The sequence below is a fragment of the Micromonospora sp. SL1-18 genome, assembly GCF_047921505.1.
In the GTDB taxonomy this organism is placed as follows: domain Bacteria; phylum Actinomycetota; class Actinomycetes; order Mycobacteriales; family Micromonosporaceae; genus Micromonospora.
This window is the reverse complement of the sequence record NZ_JBLROA010000010.1, coordinates 1-26,106: the sequence shown is the minus strand read 5'-3', so window position 1 is coordinate 26,106 and position 26,106 is coordinate 1. Positions and strand designations below refer to the sequence as shown.

Genomic DNA, 26,106 nt, shown 5'->3' with positions numbered 1-26,106 from the left:
TTGTCGGACGTGAAGCAGGGGTAGTCCGGCACAAGGGAACGAATTGGACAGTGTTCGCCGGTGAGTGGATTAACAGCCGATAGATCTACGACGAATCCACTGCTAACGTCTCGCCCGCGGTCGCTGTCCGTGTCCCGTTGCATGCTTGTCGTGCCGGCGTGACGGGCGGAATTCTGGGGGCGGCCGACGGGGAGAAAGTGAGAAGGGCTGTCAGCGATGCGCGCCTCCATGTGTGTCCACGTACCGTGTCCGGCGTCGCCGGCCTCGCTCTGCCGGCCCTGACCGATGACCGCGCAACCAGCGGCTGTCGGCACTGACGAGCCGCTCCCGTGATCGCGCTCAGGATCTACCGCATCCTGCCGCGCGCGGTGCGGCGCTGGCTGCTGGAGCTGCTGCCGAAGCATCGCCGGCTCGCCCTCGTCCGTACCCTCACCCGACGCGGTGGCGGTGACGTCGTGCATCCGGTGGGCGCCCGGGTGACGGTCAGCGACGGCGGGGCGCGCACCGAGGCCGAGGTGGTGGCCGCGGCGACGCCGTTGGAGATGTGGCACGGCAACCTCACGGCCGTGACCACCGCGCTGGAATCGGCGGGGATCGACTACCACTGTCTGCGCAACGACGACTATCTGCGCAGTTCGGTGGCGGTGCTCGCCGACCGGCGGGCGGAGGTACTCCGGCTGATTCGCACCGCGCCGGCCTTGTCCGGTGCGCACGTCCGCGCCGTCGAGGTGCGGCCCGGGCGGAATCAGCCGGACCTTGGCCCGGCTGAGGTGATCCAGGTGTGGTTCCCGGTGACCGACGTCCGGGCGGGTGTGGTTCTGGGCGCCGACTTCGCCTGCGAGATTGAGTTCTGGACCCGGGTGGACGACGTCGTCCGCGCCCCGCGGCACAATGCGGTGGTCGACGAGGCGCCGGCCTGGGCCGAACCAGTCCGGGTCGCGGCGGCCCTGCTCAGCCATTTCGTTCCCGAGCCGGACGACCACACCTACCGCACCCGACGGGATCTCGCCGTGCGGGCCCCGGACCGGGTGGGCTTCCCGATCGACGCTGTCTTCACGTGGGTGGACGGTTCCGACCCGGAGTGGCTGCGCCGGAAGGCGGCCGCGCTCGGCGCCCCCGATGGCGTGCTGCACGCGGTGGCGGCCAACACCTCGCGATACCACAATCGGGACGAACTGCGGTACGCGATGCGCTCCCTGCACAGCTTCGCGCCCTGGCTGCGCAAGATCTTCCTCGTCACCGACAGTCAGTTGCCGAGCTGGCTTGACCCGACCCATCCGATGATCACGATCGTCACGCACACCGAGCTCTTCGCGGACCTCGGCGGGCGGTCGTCGTTCAACTCGCACGCCATCGAGTCCCGGCTGCACCGCATCGACGGGCTCGCGGAGCACTTCCTCTACTTCAACGATGACGTGTTCCTGGGCCGGCCGGTGCTGCCGACCCACTTCTTCCACGCCAACGGGATCGCCAAGTTCTTCCTCTCGCCGGCGCAGTTCGGCCTCGGGGAGGCGAAGCCTAGCGACGCGCCGGTGAAGGCCGCCGGCAAGAACAACCGCCGGCACATCCAGCGGCAGTTCGGCGTGACCATCACACAAAAGATGAAGCACACCCCGTTCGCGCTGCGGCGCAGCATCATGTACCAGATCGAGCAGGTGCTGCAGGCGGACGTGACCGAGACGGCCAGCCACCCGTTCCGCTACTACCGCGACCTGTCCATCCCATCGTCGCTGCACCAGTACTGGGCGTACCTCACCGCCCAGGCGGTGCCGGGCGAGATCGAGTACGAGTACGCCGACCTGGGCCACCCGTCGACGCCCGCCCGACTCGCCGAGCTGCTGGCCCGTCGGCACCGGGACGTTTTCTGCCTGAACGACACGGACTCCGACCCGGAGGCGTTCCAGGAGCAGGAGAACATGCTGGCCGACTTCCTGCCGCGCTACCTTCCCTTTCCGACGCCGTTCGAGCTGCCCGACGACGTGGTCGCCGAGCGCCGGAAGGTGGGCGCCTCCGCCCTGTGGCGGCAGGCCCGCAGCACCGGCCGGCACGGCCGGCAGGTGGATGCACCGACCACTCCCTCGCTCGGAGTCGGCATGCCGGCGGACTCGACGACCGTGCCCCGGGTTCGGGTCAGCCCCCGGCTGGACGCGCCCACCTTGCCCTCGGCCCGCATCGCCGCTGCCCGAACCGATGGCCATGACCGCCTGCCGCCCGAGCCCGGACCGGCGACCCAGTTAGGAGAGGCGTGAGATGCCTGATTACCTGCAGTGGGCCGAGCCGCTGCTCGCGCTCGGTCGGCGCGCCGCCCGTCTGCCGCGTTCCGCGAAACAGTCCACGCCCGCAAATCAGCCGCGGTCGATGGCCGTAATGGCGCACCAGGACGACGACCTCTACTTCCTCAATCCGCTTTTGGTGAGTCAGCTGCGTAGCAGCGAGGAACACCTGACGGTCTGCCTGTCGGCGGGTGAGGCCGATGGTCGTAACGCGCCGGGCGGCACTCAGGAACACGCCGCTGCCCCCGAGGACTTCGAGGCCTTCGCGGCCGCCCGCTACAACGGGCTGCGCTGCGCGTACGCGGACATGGTGCTGGGGGACCGGGACGCCAAGTGGCGCCGCGAGGTGACCACCCTGGCCGGTGGCGCCGAGGCGGACGTGTCCGTTCTGGTCGATGCCCCGCACATCCGGCTGATGGCGCTCAACCTGTGGTGCATACCCCCGGCCGGCGCCGCCTCGGGTGCCGGATCGTTGCCTGAGCTCTGGTCCGGACGGGCGGAGTCGAACCCGACCATGATCCCGCTCGGCTCGCCGGTGTCGCACGAGCACAGCTACACCCGGGCAAGCCTGATTGAGTCGCTCGTGCTGCTGCTGGACCGCTTCGCTCCGACACTGCTCTGGACGATGGATCCGGATCCGGACCAGCAGGTCCACAACCGCGCGAACCCACGGCACGCGGACGCCGAGGGCTACTCTGACCACAGCTTCCACACTGCCACCGGCCTCTTCACCCACGAGGCAATCGCCCGCTGGTTCGCCTCCGGTGGCGGCCGTCGGACGTCGGTCGAGGCCTTCCGTGGCTACTACGTCCGGCGCTGGCCGTCCAACCTCAGCCCGGAGGCACGCGCTGTCAAGCAGCGCTACAAGGACGTGTACGGCTGGGCGGACCGCCGCCCGAGCGACGATCCCGCCGGCGCGGGCGACCTCAAGGTGAGCGGCGACCTGATCGCCGCGGGCAACGCTTCCGGCACCACGCTGCGCTATCCCGGCTCGCGGTCCTGGGCCACCCCCGGGGCCGACGGTCGGCTCTCGGCCTTCGCTGTGCGGGGCGGACAGGTCGTGCACTGGCGGGAAGATCGCCCCGGCCAGTTCGCCGGGAGCCGGCGGGTGCCGGGGCGCAAGCTGCTGCCGCACGTGGATGCCGTGCCGACCGCGGACGGGGGCTGGCGGCTCTTCGCCGTGCGGCAGGGCCTCACCGCCGACCCCGACCGACACGTGCGGGATCTCTGGACGATCGAGTTGCCAGCCTCCGGTGACTACCGTGAGGTGAAGTGGGAATCGTTGGGCAACCCCAACGAGCAGAGCGCACCGCCGAAGCAGCGGAACATCGGGATGCCGCAGGTCGTTCCGCTCCCCGGCGGCCGGCGGCTGGTGCTCGCCCGGAATGCCGGCAAGGGGCTGAGCGCGCGGCTGCACGACGGCTCGGCCTGGACCCCGTGGCAGGACCTTGGCGGCAGGGACACGCAGGAAGGCCTGGCCGCGGTGGCGCTCGATGACGGGTCCGTCGAGGTGCTCGCCGCGGGGCGCGAGGGGATCGCCCGCTGGCTGGTTTCCACGGCGGAACTCACCGCCGAGTTCTCCGTGGTGCCCACCGAGGCGCCCGCGGGCCCACCCACTGTGGTGCGGCTCCCCGACGGCAACCGGATGTTGTTCTGCCGGTGCCGCGACTCGGCGTCCATCGTGTCGTTCCGCACCCGCGACGACGGCCGGGCCTGGGACCCGTCCAGCCTGATGGACCTCGGCGGCCACGGCGGGCCGGGCCCAATCGCCGCCCGCTTTGTGCCGGACGCGGGCGCGGTGCTGGTCGCCCTCAGGGACGACGACTCGGCAACGAGCGCGATCTGGGTCGGGCTCGACGGCCGGGCCGGCAGCGCCTGGCTGCGGGAGCCCACTCCGATCGCCGGCAGTCACGCGGTGTCAATCGACTCCTCCGGCCGGCCGGTGGTGCTGGCGGTCTCTGCCGGCGGCGGGCTGCTCACCCTTCGACCGGGGCCCGCGGCGTCGTCGCTCACGTTGATGAAGGAAGTACGGTGAACCCCACGCCCCCCGCCCTTGAGCCGCGGACGGACGAGTCCGTCCCCCCACGCGAGCCCGCCGACCTCCGGGAGGTGCTGGTGGACGGGGGGCGCCGGCAGGCGCACGTCCATGCTGACCTCACCCCGCTGCTCGCCCGCCAGCTCAACGTGACCGCGGTGACGGCGGCACTGGAGGCGCACGGCGTGGACTACTTCCTGGTCCGCGGCATGGATGACCGGACTCCGGTGGTCGGGGTCAGCGAGGAGGACCGGGTCGCCGCCCTCGGCGCGCTCGAGAAGCTCGGTTCCGCGGCCGCCTGCTATGTGAGCCAGGTGCTGCCCAAGCCGCCGATCGTGGCGGCGCTGCGGGATGCCGCCGACCCGGCGGCCTGGGCGGGCCTGCACGTGGCCCGGGTACTCAAGATGACCTGGTTCCGGATCGACCCGACGGCGAAGCTGGTCCTCGGCGCCGCGTACGGCTGCGAGGTCGAGTTCTGGCGGCCGGACCGGAAGGCTGCCGTGCTGCGCGCGCCGCGGCGCAACCGGATGATGTTCGCGGTCTCGATGGCCGGTATGCCGGTGGAGGCCGGCGACCACCGGTTCACCCGACTGGCCGCGGCGACCAAGGAAGGTCCTCGCTTCCGCACCCGGCCCGAATTCGACCACCTCCTCCCGGACGACATCGACTTCCCGATTGACGTCGTCTACACCTGGGTCGACGGCGCGGACCCGGAGTGGCAGCGCCGCCGGGCCGAGGTGAAGGGCGAGGCCTTCCACGCCGAGGCCGCCAGCGAGTCGCGGTACATCAACCGGGACGAGCTGAAGTACTCGCTGCGCTCGCTGCACCTCAACGCGCCCTGGGTCCGCAACATCTATATCGTCACCGACCGGCAGCGCCCGGCCTGGCTCGATCTGAGCGCCGGGAACATCTTCCTGGTCAACCACGAGGAGATCTTCACCGACCGGAGTGCGCTGCCCACTTACAACTCGTGTTCCATCGAGAGCCAGCTGCACAACATCGACGGCCTCGCCGAGCACTTCCTCTACCTGAACGACGACATGTTCTTCGGTCGTCCGTTGGCGCCCCAGACCTTCTTCCTGGCCAACGGCAACACGAAGTTCTTCCTGTCCCAGAACCGGATCCCGATTGGCCCGATCACCAGTCTCGACAGCCCGGTCGACGCGATGATCAAAAACAACCGGCGGCTGATCGAGGAGCGGTTCGGGCGGACCCTGACCCAGGGCAGCCAGCACGTGCCGTACCCGCTGCGGCGGAACATCCTGGCGGAGATAGAGCGCGAGTTTCCGGCGGAGCACGCCGCGACGGTGCGCAGCCAGTTCCGCAGCCCCACCGATCTCACCATCACCTACTCGCTGCACCACTACTACGCCTTCCTGACCGGGCGAGCGCTGCCCGGCCACGTCAACTACGGCTACGTGCAGCTCGCGGTGCCGGATCTGGCCGCCCGACTCAAGCGGGCCGAGGCACGGCGGGACTGGGACACCTTCTGCATCAACGACGCGTTCTCGACGTACGCCCAACTCCAGCAGCAGATGGCCATCCTGGAGCCGTTCCTCGAGGCGTACTTTCCGGTGCGCAGCCCGTACGAGTCGGCGGACCAGCCGTGAAGTTCTCCTTCCTCATCCACAACTTCTACGGCGTGGGTGGCACCAACCGGGCGGTGCTGAACCTGGCCACCGCTCTGGTCGAGGCGGGCCACGAGGTCGAGGTGGCCTCCGTGTTCCGCCGCCTCGACCGGACCATGTTCGACGTCGACGAGCGGATCAGGGTGGTGCCGCTGGTCGATACCCGACCGCGACGTCCGGACCGGTCGCACCCGCGGCACCGGGAGCCCTCGACGCTCATCCCGGAGAGCGAGGAGTTCTACCTGCATTACACCCGGCTGACGGATGAGCGGATCACCGCCTATCTGAAGTCCACCGACGCCGATGTCGTCGTGGGTACTCGGCCCGGGCTCAACCTCGCCGTCGCCCAGTACGCGCCGGATCACGTGGTCCGGGTCGCGCAGGAGCACATGACGCAGGATCTGATCGACGACGCCCTGAAGGCCGAGATCAGCAGCCGTTACTCGCGGATCGACCTGGCGTACACGGTGACGAGCGCGGACGCGGCCGCCTTCCGCTCCGGCAACCCGGTGCCGAACACCCAGATCAGGGTGCTGCCCAACAGCTCGCCACCGCCCGGGGTGCCGCCCGCCGACGGCCGGAGCCGCATCGTGGTGGCGGCCGGCCGGCTCGACCCGATCAAGCGGTACGACCGGCTGATCACCGCGTTCGCCCGGGCGGCGGCGGCGGACTGCCCCGGTTGGCAGCTGCGGATCTATGGCGACGGCGAGCAGCGGCGGGCGCTCGGGGCCCTGATCCGGGAGCTGGGCGTCTACGACCAGGTCCGGCTGATGGGCCGCCGGGACGACATGTCGACGGAGTGGGTGAAGGGGGCTATCGCGGCCGTCTCCTCTGAGCGCGAGTCGTTCGGGATGACCATCGTCGAGGCGATGCGGCTCGGCCTGCCGGTGGTCAGCACCGACTGCCCGGTGGGCCCGCGCGAGATCATCGACGACGGCGAGGACGGCCTGCTGGTCCCCGCCGACGACCTCGACGCGTACGCCGTCGCGCTCCGGAAGTTGATGCGGGACGACGACCTGCGGGCCCGGATGGGCAGGATGGCGCTGGCCAACTCCGCCCGGTTCGATCCGGCCCAGCTCGCCGCCCAGTTCGCCCGCGACTGCGCGGAGGTGCTGGACGCCCGCCGTGGCGAGACACCCCGGCCCCGGCGGGCCGGACGCCGGGGCGGCCTGACCCGGTCGGTTCTCGCCCGGAGTGGCGAGCTGCTCCGGGAGCCGGACCTGGTCCGGGCGCTGGCCGATCCGGTGCTGCGCGGGATCGCGGGGAACGACCTCGCCCGCCGGGTCAGCATCGGTGCACTCGTGCGGCTGTCCCGGGTCCGGGGTGCCCGCGGCACCAGCAACCGGCTGCAGCAGGCGATCCGGCGGCGGTTCTCGGCCGCGACGGACGGCCCGGTCGCGGACTGCCAGGTGCTGCCCGATTTCGGGCTGCACTGGTCCGTCGACGCGGGGATCGGTTCTCCTGACACGTCGTTGGTGCTGCGCAACCGCGACACCCGGGAGGTGGTGAAGGTTGCCCTCGCACCGTCGCTCGACGGCCTCCGGCAGGTCGGCACGCTCGACCCGGCCGCCCTGCCTGAGGGCCGGTGGAACGTCTTTCTGACGGACGCGAAGGGCGTCCGGCGCCGCGCGCGTCCGCAGCGGCTCGACAACCGAGTCCTCGCCGGTGGGCCGGACGACGATCTTGGGGAGTGGCCCGGGGTGCGGGCGCACGTGCCCTACCGCACCAGGGACGGCTTCCTCGCCGTGCGGAGCTGGATACGGGCCGCCCACGCCGAGGTCCGCCGGATCGACCTCGACGGCGAGGGCGTCACCATCGGGTTCAGCTGGCACGGGCCGGGATGCCCAGATGTCGCTGTGCTCCGCCGTCGGGGCGACCGGCCGGAGTCGCTCGCCGTGCCAGTGTGCGCGGCGGCCGACGGGATGCTGGCTCTGGTGGTGCCCCTTGCCGTGCTCACCGACCTGCGCCTCGGCCGCTACGAGGACTGGGACATCTACCTTCAGCAGCCGGACGGCGCCGACGAGGTCCGCCTGGGGCGCGTCGTCGACGACGTCGTGGACAAGAAGGGGACCTACGCGTATCCCGAGATCAACCTGACCGAGGAGATCGGGCTGGACCTGGTCGAGGAGGATCCGGCTGCGACGTTGCGCGTTCGTCCCTACTACACCATCGACAGCGAGCTGTCGGTCGTGGTGATCGACCGGCCGTAACGGGGCGCCGAGGGAGAGGACGAGGGTGACCGAGCTGGGGCGAGAGCCGACGGAGACGCCGCGGGCGGTTGCTGATCCGTCGATGTTCGTCGACACCTACCGGCGGGTGCTCAGCCCGCAGGCCCGCCGAGCTATCGCGAAGCGGCTCAGCCCGCAGACCCGGCATCAGGTCAAGCAGTGGGTGGCTCAGGTGGCCGGCGGCCAGCAGCCGTCGGTGCGGCGGGGGGAGCGGTTGGCCCGCCGCCGGCCGGAACTCCTGGCCGGCGGCGACCGAGTCCTGGTCACGGTGGACCGGCGGGCCCGGATCGCCCTGGTCCGCCCAGATGTGTCGCCCTGGTCGGCTCGGGCCGCCAATCTCGCCGCAGTCACCGCGGCGCTCGTCGAGGCCGGTGTGGAGCACTTCTGCGTACGCGGCGGCTCCGACCGCAACGCGATGGTCGCCGTCGACGCCGCCGATCGCGAGCGGGTGTATGCGGCGCTCGCCGGGGCCTGCCGCCGACTGCCCGGGTACGTCGCCGAAGTGGTCGGCGGTCAGCCGCGGTCGTCCGTGCCGGGCTTCGAGCCGCAGGCGTGGCGCCGGCTGGGAGATGCCCATGTAGTGCGGTTGACCTGGTACTGGACCGACCCGCGGCACCGGCTGGTGCTCGGCGTGCCGTACGGCTGCGAGGTGGAGTTCTGGACCCGGCGGGAGGACCGGCTGGTCGCCCCGCGGCGGAACCTGGCCGCGACGGAGATGCCGGCGGCCGGGCATTCGGTCGACGCGCCCGCCGACCTGTTCACCGCGCTCGGGCCGGCCGACCCGGCGGTGACCGTCCGGACCCGGCCGGAGTTCGCGATCCGCCGCCCCGACGACGTGACATTCCCGATCGACGTCGTCTACACCTGGGTGGACGGCACCGACCCGGCGTGGCTCCGCCGGCGCGCCGAGGCGGCCGGTACGCCGTACCACGCCGAGTCGGCGAACGCGGCCCGGTTCCTCAGCCGGGACGAGCTGCGCTACTCGCTTCGCGCGCTGCACACCTACGCGCCCTGGGTGCGTACCGTCTATCTGGTCACTGACGATCAGGTCCCGCCCTGGCTGGATCCATCTGCCCCGGGGCTGCGGGTGGTCAGCCACCGGGAGATCTTCCGTGATCCGTCGGTGCTGCCGACCTTCAACTCGCACGCCATCGAGAGCCAGCTGCACCATATCGAGGGGCTGTCGGAGCAGTTTCTCTACTTCAACGACGACGTGTTCCTCGGCCGGGACGTCACCCCCCGAGACTTCTTCCTGGCCAACGGCATCTCGAAGTTCTTCCCCTCGCCGGCACTGGTGCCGCCAGGTCCGCCCTCGCCCGACGACATCCCGGCCTCCGCCGCCGGCAAGAACAACCGGGCGCTGATCGCCGAGCGGTTCGGCACGGTGCTGACGCAGAAGATGAAGCACATGCCCCACGCGCTGCGGCGCAGCGTGCTGTACGAGATCGAGGAGACCTTCACGGCTCAACACCAGGGCACCGCCGGCAACCAGTTCCGCAGCGTCACGGACATCTCGATCGCCTCGTCGCTGCACCACTACTACGCGTTCCACACCGGGCGGGCGGTGCCGGGCGAGTTGGAGTACGCCATCGCCGAGCTGTCCCACCCGGACACGCCCGCGCGCCTGGCGCACCTACTGGCCAAGCGGGACCGGCACGTGTTCTGCCTCAACGACGCGTTCTCTACCGAGGAGGACATGGCTGCCCAACTGTCGGTCCTCACGCCCTTCCTCGACACCTACTTCCCGGTGCCCAGCCCCTGGGAAAAGGGCTGACGCCCGTACGCAAAGCGGCGCCGGTTGCCTTCGGGCCGGACGTTGGGTGCCGGTACGCCCGGCGATACGGAGCGATCCGCCGCCGGCTCAACGACGAATGGATAAGAGTCCGGGCGGCGGCGGGGCGGAGTCGGTGGCGTCGGCGTCGTGCACCACCGCGGCGCCCCCGGCGAACCGGTCCAACTCCTCGCCGGCCAGCACCCGGCCCGGGAACCAGTCGCCGGCGGCCCGCCGGGCCAGCTCCGGCACCGGCGGCTCGACCCGGGACGCGACCAGCACCAGGTTGCCGTAGCGCCGCCCACGCAGCACCGCCGCGTCGCCGACCAGGCAGGCCCGGGGCAGCACCGCGCGGACCGTGGCGACCTGCGCGCGGGCGTGCCGCAGCGGCGGGCCGTCGGCGATGTTCGCCAGGTAGAACCCGCCCGGACGGAGCACCCGGGCCACCTCGGCGGCGTACTCCACCGAGGTCAGGTGGGCCGGGGTGCGGGCGCCGGCGAAGACGTCCGCCACCACGACGTCGTAGCTGCCGTCCCGACTCGACGCCAGGGTGGCCCGGGCGTCGGCCACCCGCACCCGCAGCCGGGGGTCGGCGGGCCACGGCAGCGCCCGGCGGACCAGCTCCACCAAGGCACCGTCCACCTCGGACACCCGCTGGGCGGATCCGGGCCGGGTGGCCGAGACGTATCGCGGCAGGGTCAGCGCGCCCCCGCCCAGGTGCAGCACCCGCAGCGGGGCCCCGGCCGGCGCGACCAGGTCGATCGCGGCGGCCAGCCGCCGCACGTACTCAAACTCCAGGTGGGTCGGGTCGGCCAGGTCGACGTGGGACTGCGGCGCGCCGTCCAGCAGCAGCGTCCACGAGCCCGGCCGGTCCGGGGCGGGCACCAGCTCGGCCTGCCCGGTGTCGACCTGCTCGACCACCCGGTCGGCGTCGCGTCGGCGGCCCATCAGCGCCGCCCTCGCTGGGCCGCCATGCTCAGACTTCTCTGCAGTAGGCGGGCGTCGCCGAGCCGCGCGCGTAGCGTGCGTTCCAGGCCGCCGATGGGGACCAGGTTTTGTGGGGCCCGCGGGTCCTTGTATGGGCTGGAGGCGAACCGGGGCAGCGTGACCAGCGAGAGGTCGGCAAGCTCGATCGCCTCGTCCTCGGGCAGCTCGGCGGAGCACTCCACCCGCACGATGCCCGCCCAGGGCGCCCCGCCGGCCCCTGGCAGCCGCAGATACCAGGAGTAGCCGCCCCAGGCGGTGCCCAGCCGAAATACCGGGCAGCGCTGGCCCGGGGCCAGCCCGATCACCACCGCCGTCAGGCGAGCGTCCAGATATTGGCTGTGCTGGGACTTGATGTAGCCGAGGGTGCGCGGCAGGTGCCGGCGGCTGCGCAACTGGCCGTCCACCACCAACAGGTCGCCGTCGGTGCGCGCGGCGTCGGAGACCGCCACCTCCAGCGCGGTCAGCGGCGCCTGCACCGCGGCCGGCAGCTTGCTCAGCTCACCGGTGCCGCTCACCCGGTGCACCGGGTAGCGGACCTGCCCCGCCACCACGTCCTGTGCGGACGGGCTGGCGGTGAAGAGCCCTCGGCCCACCCGGGCCGCGGCCAGCTGTGCCGCGCCGCGCTCCAGGTCGCAGCGGACCACCCCGGCCGCGTACGAGGCGGCGATGCCCGGGAAGGATCCGCCGTCCTCCTCGGCGGTCCAGATGCTGGCGTCGATCCGGCGTACCCCGTCGACCAGCAGCACCACGTCCGGGGCGGCCACGTCCCGCCGGACGTCGAGCGCCCGCCAGTCCGCCGCCGCCAGCTCGACGTCGGCATCGACCTGGGCCGTGCTCGGCGCCGCCGGCCCGCCTCCGCCGGCCGCCTCGAACGACGTCCCGTACGCCGGATCCCACGCGTCGACGTAGAACCGCGTCACGTCGCCCCCGCCCCGCCTCCGCGGCCCCGCCGCGCCGCCCGGCTCACCCGGGCTGGCCTTTCGTTCGCGGCTGCGGGGCTCCGCTGCGCTGCACTCCTCGCGCTCACCGGCCGGTCCGTTCGACGCGGGCCGTGCGGGCGTCCTTGCGGACCTCGAAGCGGACCGGGATCCGCTCGGCCAGGGCCGGCACGTGGGTGACCACGCCGACCATCCGGTCGCCCCGGGCGGCCAGGTTTTCCAGGGTGGCCGCCACGGTGTCCAGGGTGGCCGCGTCCAGCGTGCCGAAGCCCTCGTCGAGAACGATCGACTCCAGGCTCGCCGCGCTGGTCGACATCCCGGCGAGCTGCTCCGACAGCGCCAGGGCCAGCGACAGCGACGCCTGGAACGTCTCCCCGCCGGACAGCGTCCGCACCCCGCGCCGCAGCCCGGCGTCGTGGTGGTCGACCACGAAGAACTCGCCCTTGTCGTGCACCAGGTCGTACTGGCCGCCCGAGAGCTCCCGCAGGATCCGCGACGCACCGTCGACCAGCAGGTCCAGCGCCTCGGCCAGCAGCCAGCGCTCGAAGTTGTTGGCCCGCAGATGCCCGGCGAGGGCCCGGGCCACCCGGGCCTCCCGCTCATGGCCGGCCCGCTGCTCGCGTAGCTCGGCGGCCTGCTTTCGGCGCTCCGCCAGCCGGCGCAGCTCCGCCTCGGCCCGCTCGACCGCCACCGCGGCGTCCCGCAGCGGGTCGTCGGCCACGGCCAGCCCGGCGGCGGTGAAGAGCCCGCCGATCCGCTCCTCGGCCTCGCCCACGGTGGCCTCGGCGGCGCCGACCTCGGCGGCCAACGCGTCCCGGTCGGCGCGTCGCCGGTCGGCCTGCTCGCCGGCCCAGCCGGCCAGGGTCGCCCAGGCGGCGGCCACGTCGTCGCGGTCGGCGGCCGGCGGGCCGAACCGGGCCAGCCCGTCCCGGGCCGCGTCGAAGTCCCGCCAGGCGCGGCGCAGCCGCTCCTCCGCGCCGTCGAGCGCGCCCCGGGCCCGGCGGGCGGCGTCCCGTCCGGCACGTACCGCGCCGGCCGCCTCCTCCAGGGCGCGGCGCAGCCGGGCGTGCTCGGCCAGGCCCTCCCGCAGCGCCTCTGGCGCGGCGGCCTCGGCGAGCTGTTCGTCCAACTCGGTCAGCCGGGTGCGCAGCTGGTCATGCTCGGTGCGGGCGCGCAGCAGCACCCGGTCCAGCTCCCGGGCGGCGGCGTCGCGCTCCTGCACCAGCCGGTTGGCCGTCTCGCTGGCCCCCCGGGCCGCCTTGCCGGCCGCGACCGCCCGGGCAACCGCCGACCCGGCGGGCACCGCCGGCACCCGGGGCACCTCCTGCTCGCAGACCGGGCACGGGGCGCCCGCGACCAGGTGCGCCCGCAGCGCCACCGCCTGGTCGGTGGCCTTCGCCTCCTCGTGCGCCCGGAACGCCGCCTCGAGCTCCGCCTCGGCCCGCTCGGCGGCCGTCCGGGCCTCGGCCAGCGCCGCGGCCGCCGCGTCGTGCTCGGTCTGCGCCGTGGTCACCGCCGCGCGGACCGTCGCCACCTCGCCGGTCAGCTTCTCCCGGTCGGCGTGCGCCTTGAGCAGCAGCCGCAGCGCGCTCTCGTCACCGGCCGCGGCCAGCTCCCCGCGCAGCTTCTCCTCCCGCTCCTCGGCCAGACCGACGGCCGTAGCGGCCTTGTCGGCCGCCTCCCGCGCCGCGGCCACCGCCCGGGCCAGCTCGGCGATCCCGTCCGGCGGCCGTACCCCGGCCAGCACGGTCAGCTCCGCGTCGAGCGCGGCCAGCGCCGCGGTCTGCTCGCGCGCTGTCGCCCTGGCCCGGTCCAGCTCCGGTACGGCCACCGCGACCGCCTCGGCCAGCTCGCGCATCCGGTCGACCCGCTGCCGGACGTCGGTCAGCGTGTCGTCGTCGACGTCGGTGAGGCCGCCGAGCGTCTGGTCGATCGTCTCCAGCCTCGCCTCGGCCCGCCCGGCCCGCTCGGTGGCCTTCTTCTGCACCTCCTCGTAGATGCCCAGCCCGAGCAGGTTGACCAGGATCTGCTGCCGGGTGGCCGGCTTGGCGTGCAGGAAGTCGGCGAACTGCCCCTGCGGCAGCACCACGCAGCTGGTGAACTGCTCGTACGGCAGCCCGACCGCGTCCAGCACCGCCCGCTCCATCTCGGCGGGGGTGCCCGCGACCACCTCGCCGAGGTCCTCGGGGCTGAGCCCCGTGTCGAGCTTGGTGACGTCGAACCCGGGCGGCATGAGCTGGAGCCCGGCGTTGGCGGTCTTCACCGTGCCCCGGCCGTCCCGGCGGACCACCCGGGTGGCGACGTACCGGTCTCCGGCCGACTCGAAGACCAGCCGTACCCGGGCCTCGGTCGCCGACGGGGCGAGGGCGTTGGCCAGGCCACGGGTGCCGCCCCAGCGGGGCACCGTGCCATAGAGGGCGAAGCAGATCGCGTCGAGCACCGTCGACTTGCCGGAGCCGGTCGGCCCGACCAGCGCGAAGAAGTCCGCGTCGGTGAAGTCGACGGTGGTCTCCTCGCGGAAGACGGTGAAGCCGGCCATGTCCAGTCGCATCGGTCGCATCAGCGGTCGACCTCCTCGAGCAGTTCGTCGAAGAGTTCCTGGACGCCGTCGTCGGCGTGGCCCCGGCTGCCGAGGTAGTCGGCGAACAGCTCCCGGGGCGAGCGGCCGGCCCGCTGGGCGGTGCGGGTGGCGCTGCCGGGCGCGGGCACCAGCTCCGGGTCGATCCGGATCTCCAGCGCCCGGGGCAGCAGCTCCTGCACCTCCTCGCGCAGCCCGGCCCGGGGCTGCTCGCGGACGTAGACCCGCAGCCAGCCGTCGGGCGGGTCGATCTCGGCGAGCTGGGCCAGGGTGCCCCGGACCGTGCGCAGCGGGGTGGCGCCGAGCACCGGCACCTCCCGGAACCGGGCGGCCGTCGTCGCGGTCACCTCGACCAGGGTCACCGAGCCGACGTTCTCCTGCTCGCCGAAGTCGACGGCGAGGGGGCTGCCGCTGTAGCGGATCGGGCAGGGGCCGATGACCCGCTGCGAGCGGTGCAGGTGGCCCAGCGCCACGTAGTGCGCGTTGCCGGGGAACACCGTGGCCGGGACCGCGTAGCCGAGGACGGTGTGCGCGTCGCGCTCGCCGCCGCCGGTGCTGGCCCCGACGACGGTCAGGTGCGCGGTGACCAGGTGCACCCGGTCGGGCTCGGTGAAGCCCTCAGCCAGCCGGGCCAGCACCCGCCCGAGATGGTCGGCGTACGTCTGGTTGGCCTCGGCGGCGGTCAGCTCGTACATCTCCACGGCGCGGACGGCGTACCGCTGGGACAGGAAGGGCAGCGCGGCGAGCTGCCAGCGTTCGCCGTCGGCGGTCACCCCGTCGATGACGTGCTCGGCCGGGTTGTCGCGCACGCTGCCGCGCAGCGTGATGCCGGCGGCCTCGGCCCACGGGCGCAGCGCGTCCAGGGCCGGGCCGTTGTCGTGGTTGCCGCCGATCGCGACCACGTCCGCCCCGGTGCGTCGCAGCGCGGTCAGCGCCCGGGTGACCAGCCGGGTCGCCTCCGGGGTGGGTGCGGCGGTGTCGTACAGGTCACCGGCCACGATGACCAGGTCGGGCCGCTCGGCGACGGCGATCTCGATCACCTGGGCGAGCACCTGCTTGTGCTCGTCGGAGCGCGACTGCCCCTTGAGGACCTTGCCGACGTGCCAGTCCGAGGTGTGCAGGATCTTCATCGGTCGCCACCACCCTCAGAACGGGATGTCGTCGTCGGTGCCGCCGGAGCCGACCACCGCGAACGGGTCGGCCGCCTGGGTGATCGAGCGCAGCGTCTCCGACGGCGCCCGGCCGGCCTCGGAGACCCGGGTCGCCCAGGCTGGGAAGGGGAACTCCAGGCAGAGCGGCACCGGGATGTCCGGCTGGTTGACGAACATGGTCCCCGGCTTGGCCAGCAGCGCCCGCTGCCGCTGAGCGGGCGGGAGGAAGCCGTACTCCGGGCGGGACGCCTCGGCCGGGTCGAGGCGGCCGACCACCCGGATCGCCGAGTTGGTGACGATCCGTCGCTCCACCTCGCTGGCGGTCTGCTGCGCGCCGACCAGGATCACCCCGAGCGAGCGGCCCCGCTCGGCGATGTCCAGCAGCACCTCCTTGATCGGGGAGGAGCCCTCGCGCGGGGCGTACTTGTTGAGCTCGTCGAGGACGACGAAGAGCAGCGGCTTGGCCGTGCCGGCCTTCTCCTTGCGCTCGAACTCGCTCTTGAGCGTCACACCGACCACGAAGCGCTGCGCCCGGTCGGGCAGGTTGTGCAGGTCGACCACGGTGACCTGGGCGCTCTCGGCGGTGTTGATGCTGTGCGGCCGGCGGGTGGCCAGGTCGCCGCGGATCAGCCGGCCCAGGTCCTTCTTGCTGCCGATCAATCGGCGGGCGAACGCGTTGACCGTGCCCAGGCCGACCGCGCTACCCGCCCAGTCGCCGCGGGTCTCGTCGTCGTTGAGCTGCTCGACGATGTGGTCGACCAGGTCGGCGTAGGACCCGAGCCGCACGCCGTCGACGCTCACCCCGCCGTCGGCCGGCTGGGCGTACCGGGCCAGGTGGGCGGCGACCGAGTGGACCACCATCGTGTACTGCTGCCGCTCGTCGTCGGCGTCGGCGAAGACGTACGGCAGCAGGCGGTCGGCGCAGAACTCGCTCAGCGTCCAGTAGAAGCTGTCGACGCCGGTGAGCCGGCTGCTCACGTCCGGCGTGCCGGAGGAGTCGCCGACCCGGGGCGGTGCGTAGACCCGCACGTCGGGGAAGGCGCCGGCGGCCAGCCCGAGCTTCGCGTACCCCGCCCGGGTGTCGTCGTCGAGCCGGGCGTTGGGGTGGTCGAGGAAGAGCAGATCCTCGCCCTTGACGTTGAAGATCAGCGCCTTGGCGTTGACCGCGTCGCCGCCGAGCACCCCGGAGCGGAAGACCGAGTAGAGCAGGAACGTGGCGAAGCTGGTCTTGGTGGCCACCCCGGAGATGCCGGAGATGGAGACGTGCGCGCCCCGGGTGCCGTCGAGGAAGTCGGCGTTGAGGTAGACCGGGACGCCGTCGCGGCCCATGCCCATCGGGATACGCCGCTCCATCCGGTCGAAGTGCAGCGCCCGGGCCCGGGCGTCGCCCTCGGCTCGGTGCACCACCGCGCCCGGGGTGGGCGGCACGTAGAGTTCCGGATCCACCCGGGTGGTGGTGACCTCGGCGGCCTCCTGCACCTGGGCCGGCAGGGTGCCGTCGGCGATGGCGAAGACGTCGGAGTCGAACTGCGCGCCCTCGTGCCGGGCGCGCACCTGGGTGACCACGCCGGCGATCGTCACCGGCTCGCGGTCGGGCAACTCGCGGCGGGTGACCACCACGTCGTCGAGCTGCAGGTAGCTGCCGGGGGAGACGGCCGTCCAGAAGGTGAGCGGGGTGGCGTCGGCGGTGCCGAGCACCCGGCCCACCCCGTCGCCCGGGCCGTCGAGCAGGTCGTCGGTCATGTCCGGTCTCCGGTCGGCTGGTCGTCTCGGTCGCGGCGCACGAGAAGCATCCTGCCCGAGGGATGCGACAGGTTGCCACGCGACGCGTCGGACATTACGCGTGGGCCGGACTCCCGTTTCGGTAGGTGGTGAACCGAACGCGAGAAGTAGCGAAAGAAATCTTGACTCCGGGAGGCGGCGGACAATGTACGCGTGCTCACCGGCTACATGACCTCACGGGTCAGGCGGCGGGGGCGGAGCCGGCGGGCGGGGCGTCGTCCGGGTCGCGGGCGTAGCGGAGCAGGAGCACCCCGTCCTCGGCGGCCAGCACGTGGCGCAGCGGCAGCCGGCGCGGCGCGCTGGCGTCCCCGGCGGTGATCCGGCCCGGGCCGGCCCCGGCGAGCAGCGGCGCCACGGTCAGGCACAGCTCGTCCACCAGGTCGGCCGCGGTGAGCGCACCGAACAACTGCGGGCCACCCTCGCAGAGCAGCTGGCCCAGCCCTCGGCGGCGCAGTTCGGCCAGGCCGGCGGCGAGGTCCACCCGCTCCTCGCCGCACCGGATCAGCTCGGTCACCCCGGTCAGCCCGGGTGGCGGCTCGGCGGCGGCCCGGGTGAGCACCAGCGGCCGGACCGGCGCGTCGGCGAAGGCGGCCTGGGCCGGGTCCAGGTCGAGCGAGTCGGAGACCACCACCAGGGTCGGGTACTCGGCCAGGCCGTGCTCCCGGCGCCAGGCCCGGCGTACCGCGTCCAGCTGGACCGCCCGGTAGCCCTCGTGGCGCAGCGTGCCGGCGGCCACCACGAGCCCGTCGCAGAGCATCCGCAGCAGGCCGAAGACCCGCTTGTCCGGCTCTCCGGAGAGCCCGGCGGAGTAGCCGTCCAGGGCGACCGCGCCGTCGGCGCTGGCCACGAAGTTCATCCGCAGGTGGGGCCGGGCCGCGCGGCCGTAGAGCGCGGCCAACTCCGGGTCGGCCAGCGGACCGGCCGCGGGCGTCGGCCAGACCCGCGTGATCGGCGTTTCGGCGCTCATTCGCCGGCCGGACCGGTGACCGGAGGGGTCGGTTCGGGGGTACGGTGCTGGCAGTCGCACCACTTCCGGCCTGGACAGTCGTCGTGCCGTCGTTCCCGGCACGCTCGGCAGATCATGTTGGCCAGCCTATGCCGAGGAAGGATGGGACAGCATGTCGCGTCAGATCTTCCAGCTGAAGGTCTCCCTCGCCGGGGTCCGGCCGTCGGTGTGGCGGCGGGTGCTGGTCCCCGGCGGCTACACCCTGGACCGGCTGCACCGGGTGGTGCAGCACGCGATGGGCTGGCGGGACTGCCACCTGCACTCGTTCGAGATCGACGGTCTTCAGTACGGCGAACCCGACCCGGACGGCGAGTTGGCGCTCCGCGACGAGCTGGACGTCCGACTGGACGCGGTGGTGGGCAAGGGCAGCCGCTTCCGCTACACCTACGACTTCGGCGACTGGTGGGAGCACGACGTGGTGGTGGAGGACGTCTGCACCGCCGACCCGGACGAGCGCTACCCGTCCTGCGCGCACGGGGAGCGGGCCTGTCCGCCGGAGGACGTCGGCGGCCCGTCCGGGTACGCCGTCCTGCTCACCGCGCTCGCCGATCCGGCGCACCGGGAGTACCGGGCGATGCGCGAGTGGGCCGGCCCCGGCTTCGATCCGGACGACTTCGACGCCGTCCGGGTCACCACGCTGCTGCGTCGCTTCTGCTGACCGCGCCCCCGGGGTCCTCCCGGGCGACGGGGTAACGATCTGGGAACGCTCCCAAAGGTCTATTGACACCCCTGAGGCGTGCCGGCAGGCTCGTGGGAGCGCTCCCGGGATTCGTCTGGATCTCATCCCTGCCCGCTCCCGGGTCGCCGCCGATGGCCTCTCCGCGCGGTCGGTGGTGGCGAGACGCGCGACAGGTACCCCCCCCACCACACGACACAGCCTCACCACCGAAAGAGGGGTCTCGGATGAGCGTCCCATTCCGTCGCCGTCGGCTCGCGGCCGTCGCGCTCGCGTCCGTGGCGGCGCTTCTCACCGCCACCGCCTGCGGCAACGACAAGTCGGGCGGCAGCAGTGACGGCCCGATCACCCTGGTCGTCGACGTCTTCGGCGACCAGGGCTTCGGCTACGAAGAGCTCTACAAGCAGTACGAGGCGGAGCACTCGAACATCAAGATCCAGGAGCGGGGCAAGGGCCTCGGCCTCGGGGACTACAACACCCGGCTGACCCAGCAGATCACCGCCGGATCCGGCGCCGGCGACGTGGTGGCCCTGGAAGAGGGCACCATCGTGCAGTACTACGCGCAGACCGACAAGTTCCAGAACCTCGCGGACTACGGCGCGAACGACCTCAAGGGCAACTTCCTGCCGTGGAAGTGGGAGGCGGGCACCACCCCCGACGGCAAGGTGCTCGGCCTCGGCACCGACGTCGGCTCGATGGCGCTCTGCTACCGCAGCGACCTGTTCAAGGCCGCCGGCCTGCCTACCGACCGCGAGCAGGTCGCCGCCCTCTGGTCCACCTGGGACGACTTCATCGCCACCGGGCAGAAGTTCGCCGCCGCCGACAAGAAGCACAAGTTCGTCGACTCGGCGACCAACTTCTACAACGTGGTGCTGATGCAGAAGGCCGGCGACGGCTCCGGTTACACCTACTACGACAAGAGCAACAAGCTGGTCATCGGCGAGAACCCGGACGTCAAGGCGGCGTACGACCTCACCACCAAGATGATCGCGGCGGGCCTGTCGAACAACCTCCAGTCGTTCTCGAACGAGTGGAACGCCGGGTTCAAGAACGGCACCTTCGCCACCATCGCGTGCCCGGCCTGGATGACCGGTGTGATAAAGGGCCAGGCCGGTGACGGGGCGGCCGGCAAGTGGGACATCGCCAAGGCGCCGGGGAACGGCGGCAACTGGGGCGGCTCCTGGCTGGCCGTGCCGAAGTCCAGCAAGCACCCCAAGGAGGCCGCCGAGCTGGCCAAGTTCCTGACCAGCGCCAAGGGCCAGACCGAGGCGTTCAAGGCGGTCGGCAACCTGCCGTCCTCGCCGCAGGCGCTGGCCGACCCAGCCGTCGCCGCCGCGACCAACGACTACTTCAGCGACGCCCCGACCGGCAAGGTCTTCGCCGCCGGCGCCACCGAGCTGAAGCCGGTCTACCTCGGCCCGAAGAACAACGCGGTCCGCACCGAGGTGGAGAACACCCTGCGCGCCGTCGAGCAGGGCAAGTCCGCCGAGGAGCAGTGGCAGGCGGCGCTGAAGAACGGTGAGGCCGCCGGCAAGTGATCCGGCCGCCCCGGCCGCGGGTGGCGTCGGCAGCCAGGGCTGTCGGCGCCACCCGCGGTGCCCGGAGAGCCCGGTGCCGCCCGTGTGGGCGGGTGGCACCGGCCGAGGAGAAGGACCGTCAATGAGCCTCGACCTGCACGCCGCGGCACCCCTTGATCGCGGCCCCACCCGATCCGCCCGCTCCGCCCACCGCCGCCGCACCTCGTTCACCCGGCTGGACCTGAAGTACTCGCCCTACGTCTATGTCCTCCCGTTCTTCGTGATCTTCGCGGTGTTCAGCCTGTATCCGATCGTGTACACGGTCTGGATCGCGCTGACCGACCGGTCGCCGCTGAACCCGACGATCTCCTTCGTCGGCCTGGACAACTTCGTCGAGCTGCTCACCGACGACCCGAAGTTCTGGAACGCAGTCGTCAACACCTTCGGCATGTTCGTGCTCTCCACCGTGCCGCAGCTCATGCTGGCGCTGGTGCTGGCCAACGCGCTGAACCGGAAGCTGCGCGGGCAGACCTTCTTCCGGATGGCCATCGCGATGCCGATCATCACCTCGACCGCGGTGGTCGCGCTGATCTTCTCGATGATCTACGCGAAGGAATTCGGCCTGGTCAACTGGCTGCTCGACGCCGTCGGCCTGGACAAGATCGACTGGCGGGCCAACCGGTTCGCCTCCTGGTTCGCCATCTCGACCATGGTCGACTGGCGGTGGGTCGGCTACAACGCCCTGATCTACCTGGCCGCCATGCAGTCCATCAGCAAGGACATGTACGAGGCGGCCGCGCTCGACGGCGCCTCCCGCCGCCGCCAGTTCTGGTCGATCACCGTCCCGCAGCTCCGCCCGACGATCATCTTCACGCTGATCATCTCGACGATCGGCGGGTTGCAGCTCTTCACCGAGCCATTGCTGTTCACCAGCGGTGCCGGTGGCATCTCCGGCGGCTCGGAGGGGCAGTTCCAGACCATCACCATGTACCTGCTCGACGTGATGAACCAGCGCTTCCGGTGGGGCTACGCCGGCGCGGTCGCGCTCGTGCTCTTCGTGCTCATCGCACTGATGTCGACGGTGAACTACCTGCTGGCCCGCCGCATCAGCTCCGACAAGTGAGGTGACGAGATGACGACCACCACACTCCGCCCACCCGCCCGACCGGCCGCCCCGGTGCGCGCCAGCCACCAGGCCGAGCGGCTCTGGAAGGCCAGCCCGCTGACCATGGTCGGGCTGGTCCTCGGGGTGATCCTCTCGCTCTTCCCGTTCTACTGGATGATCGTGATCGCCTCGCGTACCAACGACGCGGCCAACTCCTGGCCGCCACCGTTCCTGCCCGGCGGCAAGCTCGGCGACAACATCCAGCGGGTGCTCGACAACGGCGACGCCAACATCGTCAAGGGTCTGCTGAACTCGTTCCTGGTCTCCGGCACGATCACGGTGGCCACGGTCTTCTTCGGCTCCCTCGCGGGCTTCGCCTTCGCCAAGCTCCGCTTCCGCGGCAAGAACGCGCTGCTGCTGATCATCCTGGCCTCGATGATGGTGCCGATCCAGCTCGGCGTCCTGCCGCTCTACATCCTGATGGCGAAGCTCGACTGGCTGAACAGCATGCCCTCGGTGACCGTGCCGTTCCTGATCGGCGGCTTCGGGATCTTCATGATGCGCCAGTACGCCGAGCAGGCCGTCCCGAACGAGCTGATCGAGGCCGCCCGGGTGGATGGCTGCTCGACCTGGCGGGTGTACTGGCACGTGGTCGCGCCGGCGCTGCGCCCCGCCGCCGCGGTGCTCGGCCTGCTCACCTTCATGGAGCAGTGGAACCAGTTCTTCTGGCCCTTTGTGGTGCTGGCCGACCCGGCCAACCCGACCGTGCAGATCTCCCTGCGCAGCCTGAACACCGCCTACTTCGCCGACAACTCACAGATCTTCGCCGGTACGTTGATCGCGACCCTGCCCCTGTTCATCGTGTTCATCCTGTTCGGCCGCCAGATCATCGGCGGAATCATGGAAGGCGCCGTCAAGTCGTGAGCAACCCAGCCAGCCCGCCCGCCGTCGGGGTCCTCGACCAGGGTCCGGCACTCACCTTCCCGCCCGGCTTCCTCTGGGGCGCGGCGACCGCCGCGTACCAGATCGAGGGCGCGGCGACCGAGGGCGGCCGTACCCCGTCGATCTGGGACACCTTCAGCCACACCGAGGGCCGGACGGTGGCCGGGCACACCGGCGACGTGGCCTGCGACCACTACCACCGGATGCCGGACGACGTGCGGCTGATAGCCGACCTGGGGCTGAAGTCCTACCGCTTCTCGGTCTCCTGGCCCCGGGTCCAGCCGGGCGGCGCCGGGGGTGTCAACCAGGAGGGGATGGACTTCTACCGGCGGCTGGTCGACGAACTGCTGGCCCACGGCATCGAGCCGTGGCTGACCCTCTACCACTGGGACCTGCCCCAGCCCCTGGAGGACGCCGGCGGCTGGCCGGCCCGGGACACTGCCGGCCGGTTCGCCGACTACGCGCAGCTCGTCGCCGACGCCCTCGGCGACCGGGTGCGATACTTCACCACCTTCAACGAGCCGTGGTGTTCGGCCTTCCTCGGCTACGGCTCCGGGGTGCACGCGCCGGGCCGTTCCGACGGGGCCGACGCGGTGCGGGCCGGGCACCACCTCATGCTCGGGCACGGGCTGGCCGTCCAGGCGTTGCGGGACTCCCGGCCGCAGGCGCAGCTCGGGATCACGGTCAACCTCTACCCGGTCACCCCGGCTACCGACTCGCGGGAGGACGCGGAGGCCGCCCGCCGGATCGACGGGCTGGCCAACCGGTTCTTCCTCGACCCGGTGCTGCGCGGGGCGTACCCGGCGGACCTGCAGGCCGACCTGCGTCAGGTCACCGATTTCGGGCACGTCCGCGACGGCGACCTGGCGGTCATCTCGACCCCGCTGGACCTGGTGGGCGTCAACTACTACAGCCGGTACGTCGTCGCCGCCCCGGTGGAGAGCGCCGAGGCGGAAGCCTACTGGCGGGCGCCGTCGTGCTGGCCGGGTAGCGAGGAGATCCGATTCGTCACCCGGGGGGTGCCGGTGACCGACATGGACTGGGAGATCGATGCCCCCGGCCTGGTGGAGACCCTGGAACGCGTCCACCGGGACTACACCGACCTGCCGCTGTACGTCACCGAGAACGGCTCGGCGTTCGTCGACGCGGTGGTCGACGGCCGGGTCGACGACCCGGACCGGCTGGCGTACTTCGACTCACACCTGCGCGCCGCGCACGCCGCGATCAGCGCCGGGGTGCCGTTGAAGGGCTATTTCGGCTGGTCGTTGCTGGACAACTTCGAATGGGCCTGGGGCTACACCAAGCGCTTCGGGATGGTGTACGTCGACTACGACAGCCAGGCACGGACCCCCAAGTCCAGCGCCAGGTGGTACGCCGAGGTGATCCGACATAACGGTCTGCCCGCACAATAGGCTAACCAATTTGATTAATGATCCGGCAGTGATCATAGAATGTCCGTCGCCGGGCGGCTGTACGGAATGCGGTCGGCGGATAACCGGGCTCGTCTGCTGGCCGAGTCCGGGCAATGCCAGGGCGGTGGCGAGTGAGCCGAAAGTTGGCTGAAGGCGAGGCGTTGCGGACCGCGTGTGCCCGCGCCTTGCTGCGAACGGGGGTGGACGAGAAGTCCGGGGAGGTCCTGTCCCAGGCGGTGCTGGCCGAACGTGTCGGTTGGTGTGCCGATCTGGTGGCGGGCATGGTGGGCGCCATGATCGGCGAGCGCTGGAACCGTGTAGATGTGGAGGTGTTGGCCTCCGGGCAGGACGCGGGTGGGCGGAGGCTGCCGTCGAACGCGTGGATGGCGTTGCGGCGGTTGGCTTGGACGGCCGCCGCGCCGGGGGGTGTGAGGGTCAATGACCGGGTCGTGCGAACGGCTCAGGAGCAGGCGGGGCGTGTACTGCGCTCGGTGAAGTGGCGTGCTGATCTGACCGCCGGGGTCCTGGCGACCTGGCCGGCCGATCCGCGCAAGCGCACCCCACAGGAGTGGGAGCAGGTGCGCACGGCGATCCCGGGCGGAGAGGGCCTGCCGTCGAGCGTCATCAAGGGCCGCACCCGGCAGGCCGCCGCGTTCCTTGCCGCGCATGGTCGTCTGCCGGTGGACGTGTTCGAACTCGAAGGCATCCCGAGGGTCCCGCGGATGCTGCTGCTGGCCGCGTGTGACCGGCAGCAGGCCACGACCGAACGCAGTGACACCGATCTGGGCAGGGTGCTGCTCCGTTTGCAGCTTCCCTTACGACCGGATCCGCGAGGGTACCGGGACTGGGCATGGGTGGCCTGTCCGATCACCCTGCCGCCCACCGTCCCTGCGGACGCGGTGCTGCACCTGCCCACCCTCCGCGTAACTGGCCGACAGGTACGCGCCGATGTCGCGTACACGCACACGGTGCCGAAGGCCCGGCGCACCGGCCACACGATCGGGGTCGGCGTGGACTGGGGGCTGAACACCCTCCTCACCGCAGGAGCCCTACGACTCCACAACAACGGCCAGATCACCGCATTAGGGGCTGGAGGCCAGTTCCGGGCCGCCGGCGTCCTGGCCAAACAGCACCGGCTGCGCCGCCACAGTGAACGGCTGCACGGCAAGGCCGACCACTACCAGCGGCTCGTCGGCGGTGACCAGCAACACGACCTTGCCGGCAAGCATGCGGTCCTGTGCGACGAGATCCAGTATGTGTCCGCGCGCCGCGCGAACTTGAACGACGCGCTCGCGTGGGCTGCCGCCCGTTGGGCGATGGATCAGGCGATCGCCGCCGGGGCGACCGTGATCTATCTGGAAGACTTGCGGTCGATGGAAGCACGGGGCATGGGCCGCACGCTGAACACGCGCCTGTCCCAGCAGGTACGCGGAAAGATCGTCGACCGCATGCGGCACCTCGCCGCCGAGGCGGGTGTTGCCGTGGTCGCCGTCCCCGCCCGCAACACCTCGAAACACTGCCCGCAGTGCCTGAGTCCGCTACAGCACCGTAAAGCCCCCGACAAGCCGTCCGTGGCGGGCTGGAAGTGGGCCCTCTGCCCTAACAGAGACGGTTGCGGCTGGCAGGGCGACCGCGACCATGGTGCCTGGCGGCGCATCGCCGCCCGTGGCCTGACCCACCAGGACAAGACCGTCACCGACGAGACCAGCGGTGCCATGGTGATCCGCACCGTGGTCGACAAGCTCGAAGCATCAGCGGTCATCACGCCGACCAGCCGGAAGGACCGGTCGAAGACCAGCCCTACCCGGCCTCATTCCTCACGCCCCGCGCCCAGGCGACGCAGGGCACCCTCCCCCACCCGGCCTCACCACGGCCAGGCGGGCAAGCGTCCGGAGGGGCACGCACCAACGGACCGGAACCGGCTGCCCCGCGCAGCCCACCGGCACCCGGGCGTGAACACGATCAGCACATCCACCACCGGCCATCGGCCACGAGGAGCAGCCTTGGGCGCGGGCTTCCACTTCCACGCCCATGCATCCCCACCACGGTGGGAAACGATCCGGGAAACTCAATCCGA

Annotated in this window: 17 protein-coding genes; 11 read left to right on the top strand and 6 right to left on the bottom strand. The window is 71.8% G+C overall.

All coding sequences use genetic code 11. The features are described from left to right. The first annotated feature begins 329 nt into the window (after positions 1–329). From ACNAW0_RS06565 to ACNAW0_RS06545, 5 genes are read left to right on the top strand one after another with little or no spacing between them, the layout of a single operon-like run. A complete protein-coding gene (locus ACNAW0_RS06565; RefSeq protein WP_416286817.1) occupies positions 330–2,249 on the top strand; it encodes a stealth family protein in 1,920 nt (639 codons plus the stop codon). A 1-nt stretch (position 2,250) separates the two neighbouring features. Beyond that, positions 2,251–4,308, top strand: coding sequence for a PIG-L family deacetylase (locus ACNAW0_RS06560; protein ID WP_416286816.1), 2,058 nt, complete (start codon positions 2,251–2,253; stop codon positions 4,306–4,308). Next, entirely contained in the window at positions 4,305–5,918 is a 1,614-nt protein-coding gene (locus ACNAW0_RS06555; protein WP_416286815.1) for a stealth family protein, read from the top strand. The genes ACNAW0_RS06560 and ACNAW0_RS06555 overlap by 4 nt, the downstream gene beginning before the upstream one ends. Beyond that, positions 5,915–8,146 carry a glycosyltransferase family 4 protein gene (locus tag ACNAW0_RS06550; protein ID WP_416286814.1) on the top strand — a complete coding sequence of 744 codons (2,232 nt, stop codon included), beginning with the start codon at positions 5,915–5,917 and terminating at the stop codon, positions 8,144–8,146. The genes ACNAW0_RS06555 and ACNAW0_RS06550 overlap by 4 nt, the downstream gene beginning before the upstream one ends. 25 nt (positions 8,147–8,171) lie before the next feature. Then, the gene (locus ACNAW0_RS06545) at positions 8,172–9,938 is read left to right on the top strand and encodes a stealth family protein (RefSeq protein WP_416286813.1); all 1,767 of its coding nucleotides are present in this window, start codon (positions 8,172–8,174) and stop codon (positions 9,936–9,938) included. 87 nt (positions 9,939–10,025) lie between these two features. On the opposite strand, the gene ACNAW0_RS06540 is transcribed toward ACNAW0_RS06545, so the two are convergent. From ACNAW0_RS06540 to ACNAW0_RS06515, 6 genes are all read right to left on the bottom strand, one after another. After that, positions 10,026–10,883, bottom strand: coding sequence for a spermidine synthase (locus tag ACNAW0_RS06540; RefSeq protein WP_416286812.1), 858 nt, complete (start codon positions 10,881–10,883; stop codon positions 10,026–10,028). Continuing rightward, positions 10,883–11,842, bottom strand: a complete 960-nt coding sequence (locus ACNAW0_RS06535; RefSeq protein ID WP_416286811.1) for a hypothetical protein — start codon at positions 11,840–11,842, stop codon at positions 10,883–10,885. Before ACNAW0_RS06535 ends, ACNAW0_RS06540 begins: the two co-directional genes overlap by 1 nt. Before the next feature lie 103 nt (positions 11,843–11,945). Then, a complete protein-coding gene (locus ACNAW0_RS06530; protein WP_416286810.1) occupies positions 11,946–14,420 on the bottom strand; it encodes an AAA family ATPase in 2,475 nt (824 codons plus the stop codon). Further along, positions 14,420–15,568 carry an exonuclease SbcCD subunit D gene (locus ACNAW0_RS06525; RefSeq protein WP_416286809.1) on the bottom strand — a complete coding sequence of 383 codons (1,149 nt, stop codon included), beginning with the start codon at positions 15,566–15,568 and terminating at the stop codon, positions 14,420–14,422. Before ACNAW0_RS06525 ends, ACNAW0_RS06530 begins: the two co-directional genes overlap by 1 nt. A 15-nt stretch (positions 15,569–15,583) precedes the next feature. Next, on the bottom strand, positions 15,584–17,332 hold the full coding sequence (locus ACNAW0_RS06520; RefSeq protein ID WP_416286808.1) for an ATP-binding protein: 1,749 nt from the start codon (positions 17,330–17,332) through the stop codon (positions 15,584–15,586). 220 nt (positions 17,333–17,552) lie between these two features. Next, positions 17,553–18,338, bottom strand: a complete 786-nt coding sequence (locus ACNAW0_RS06515) for a pyrimidine reductase family protein (RefSeq protein WP_416286807.1) — start codon at positions 18,336–18,338, stop codon at positions 17,553–17,555. 151 nt (positions 18,339–18,489) lie between these two features. On the opposite strand from ACNAW0_RS06515, the gene ACNAW0_RS06510 reads away from it, so the two are divergent. From ACNAW0_RS06510 to ACNAW0_RS06485, 6 genes are all read left to right on the top strand, one after another. Next, positions 18,490–19,035: a plasmid pRiA4b ORF-3 family protein gene (locus ACNAW0_RS06510; RefSeq protein WP_416286806.1), complete on the top strand. Its 546-nt coding sequence runs from the start codon at positions 18,490–18,492 to the stop codon at positions 19,033–19,035. A 245-nt stretch (positions 19,036–19,280) separates the two neighbouring features. Beyond that, a complete protein-coding gene (locus ACNAW0_RS06505; RefSeq protein ID WP_416286805.1) occupies positions 19,281–20,591 on the top strand; it encodes an ABC transporter substrate-binding protein in 1,311 nt (436 codons plus the stop codon). Between the two features lie 121 nt (positions 20,592–20,712). After that, on the top strand, positions 20,713–21,693 hold the full coding sequence (locus tag ACNAW0_RS06500; RefSeq protein ID WP_416286804.1) for a carbohydrate ABC transporter permease: 981 nt from the start codon (positions 20,713–20,715) through the stop codon (positions 21,691–21,693). Between the two features lie 105 nt (positions 21,694–21,798). Beyond that, positions 21,799–22,599, top strand: coding sequence for a carbohydrate ABC transporter permease (locus tag ACNAW0_RS06495; RefSeq protein WP_416286912.1), 801 nt, complete (start codon positions 21,799–21,801; stop codon positions 22,597–22,599). After that, entirely contained in the window at positions 22,596–24,029 is a 1,434-nt protein-coding gene (locus ACNAW0_RS06490; RefSeq protein WP_416286803.1) for a GH1 family beta-glucosidase, read from the top strand. Before ACNAW0_RS06495 ends, ACNAW0_RS06490 begins: the two co-directional genes overlap by 4 nt. A 200-nt stretch (positions 24,030–24,229) precedes the next feature. Beyond that, a partial coding sequence (locus ACNAW0_RS06485) for a zinc ribbon domain-containing protein (protein ID WP_416286802.1) occupies positions 24,230–26,106 on the top strand: 1,877 nt, incomplete at its 3' end.

What these genes read in the sequence shown, in the direction of transcription:
- ACNAW0_RS06560 (WP_416286816.1), top strand. Translation starts at nt 2,251, where the DNA reads ATGCCTGATTACCTGCAGTGGGCCGAGCCGCTGCTCGCGCTCGGTCGG.
- ACNAW0_RS06540 (WP_416286812.1), bottom strand. Translation starts at nt 10,883, where the DNA reads ATGGGCCGCCGACGCGACGCCGACCGGGTGGTCGAGCAGGTCGACACC.
- ACNAW0_RS06505 (WP_416286805.1), top strand. Translation starts at nt 19,281, where the DNA reads ATGAGCGTCCCATTCCGTCGCCGTCGGCTCGCGGCCGTCGCGCTCGCG.
- ACNAW0_RS06510 (WP_416286806.1), top strand. Translation starts at nt 18,490, where the DNA reads ATGTCGCGTCAGATCTTCCAGCTGAAGGTCTCCCTCGCCGGGGTCCGG.
- ACNAW0_RS06515 (WP_416286807.1), bottom strand. Translation starts at nt 18,338, where the DNA reads ATGAGCGCCGAAACGCCGATCACGCGGGTCTGGCCGACGCCCGCGGCC.
- ACNAW0_RS06530 (WP_416286810.1), bottom strand. Translation starts at nt 14,420, where the DNA reads ATGCGACCGATGCGACTGGACATGGCCGGCTTCACCGTCTTCCGCGAG.
- ACNAW0_RS06520 (WP_416286808.1), bottom strand. Translation starts at nt 17,332, where the DNA reads ATGACCGACGACCTGCTCGACGGCCCGGGCGACGGGGTGGGCCGGGTG.
- ACNAW0_RS06500 (WP_416286804.1), top strand. Translation starts at nt 20,713, where the DNA reads ATGAGCCTCGACCTGCACGCCGCGGCACCCCTTGATCGCGGCCCCACC.
- ACNAW0_RS06525 (WP_416286809.1), bottom strand. Translation starts at nt 15,568, where the DNA reads ATGAAGATCCTGCACACCTCGGACTGGCACGTCGGCAAGGTCCTCAAG.
- ACNAW0_RS06495 (WP_416286912.1), top strand. Translation starts at nt 21,799, where the DNA reads ATGGTCGGGCTGGTCCTCGGGGTGATCCTCTCGCTCTTCCCGTTCTAC.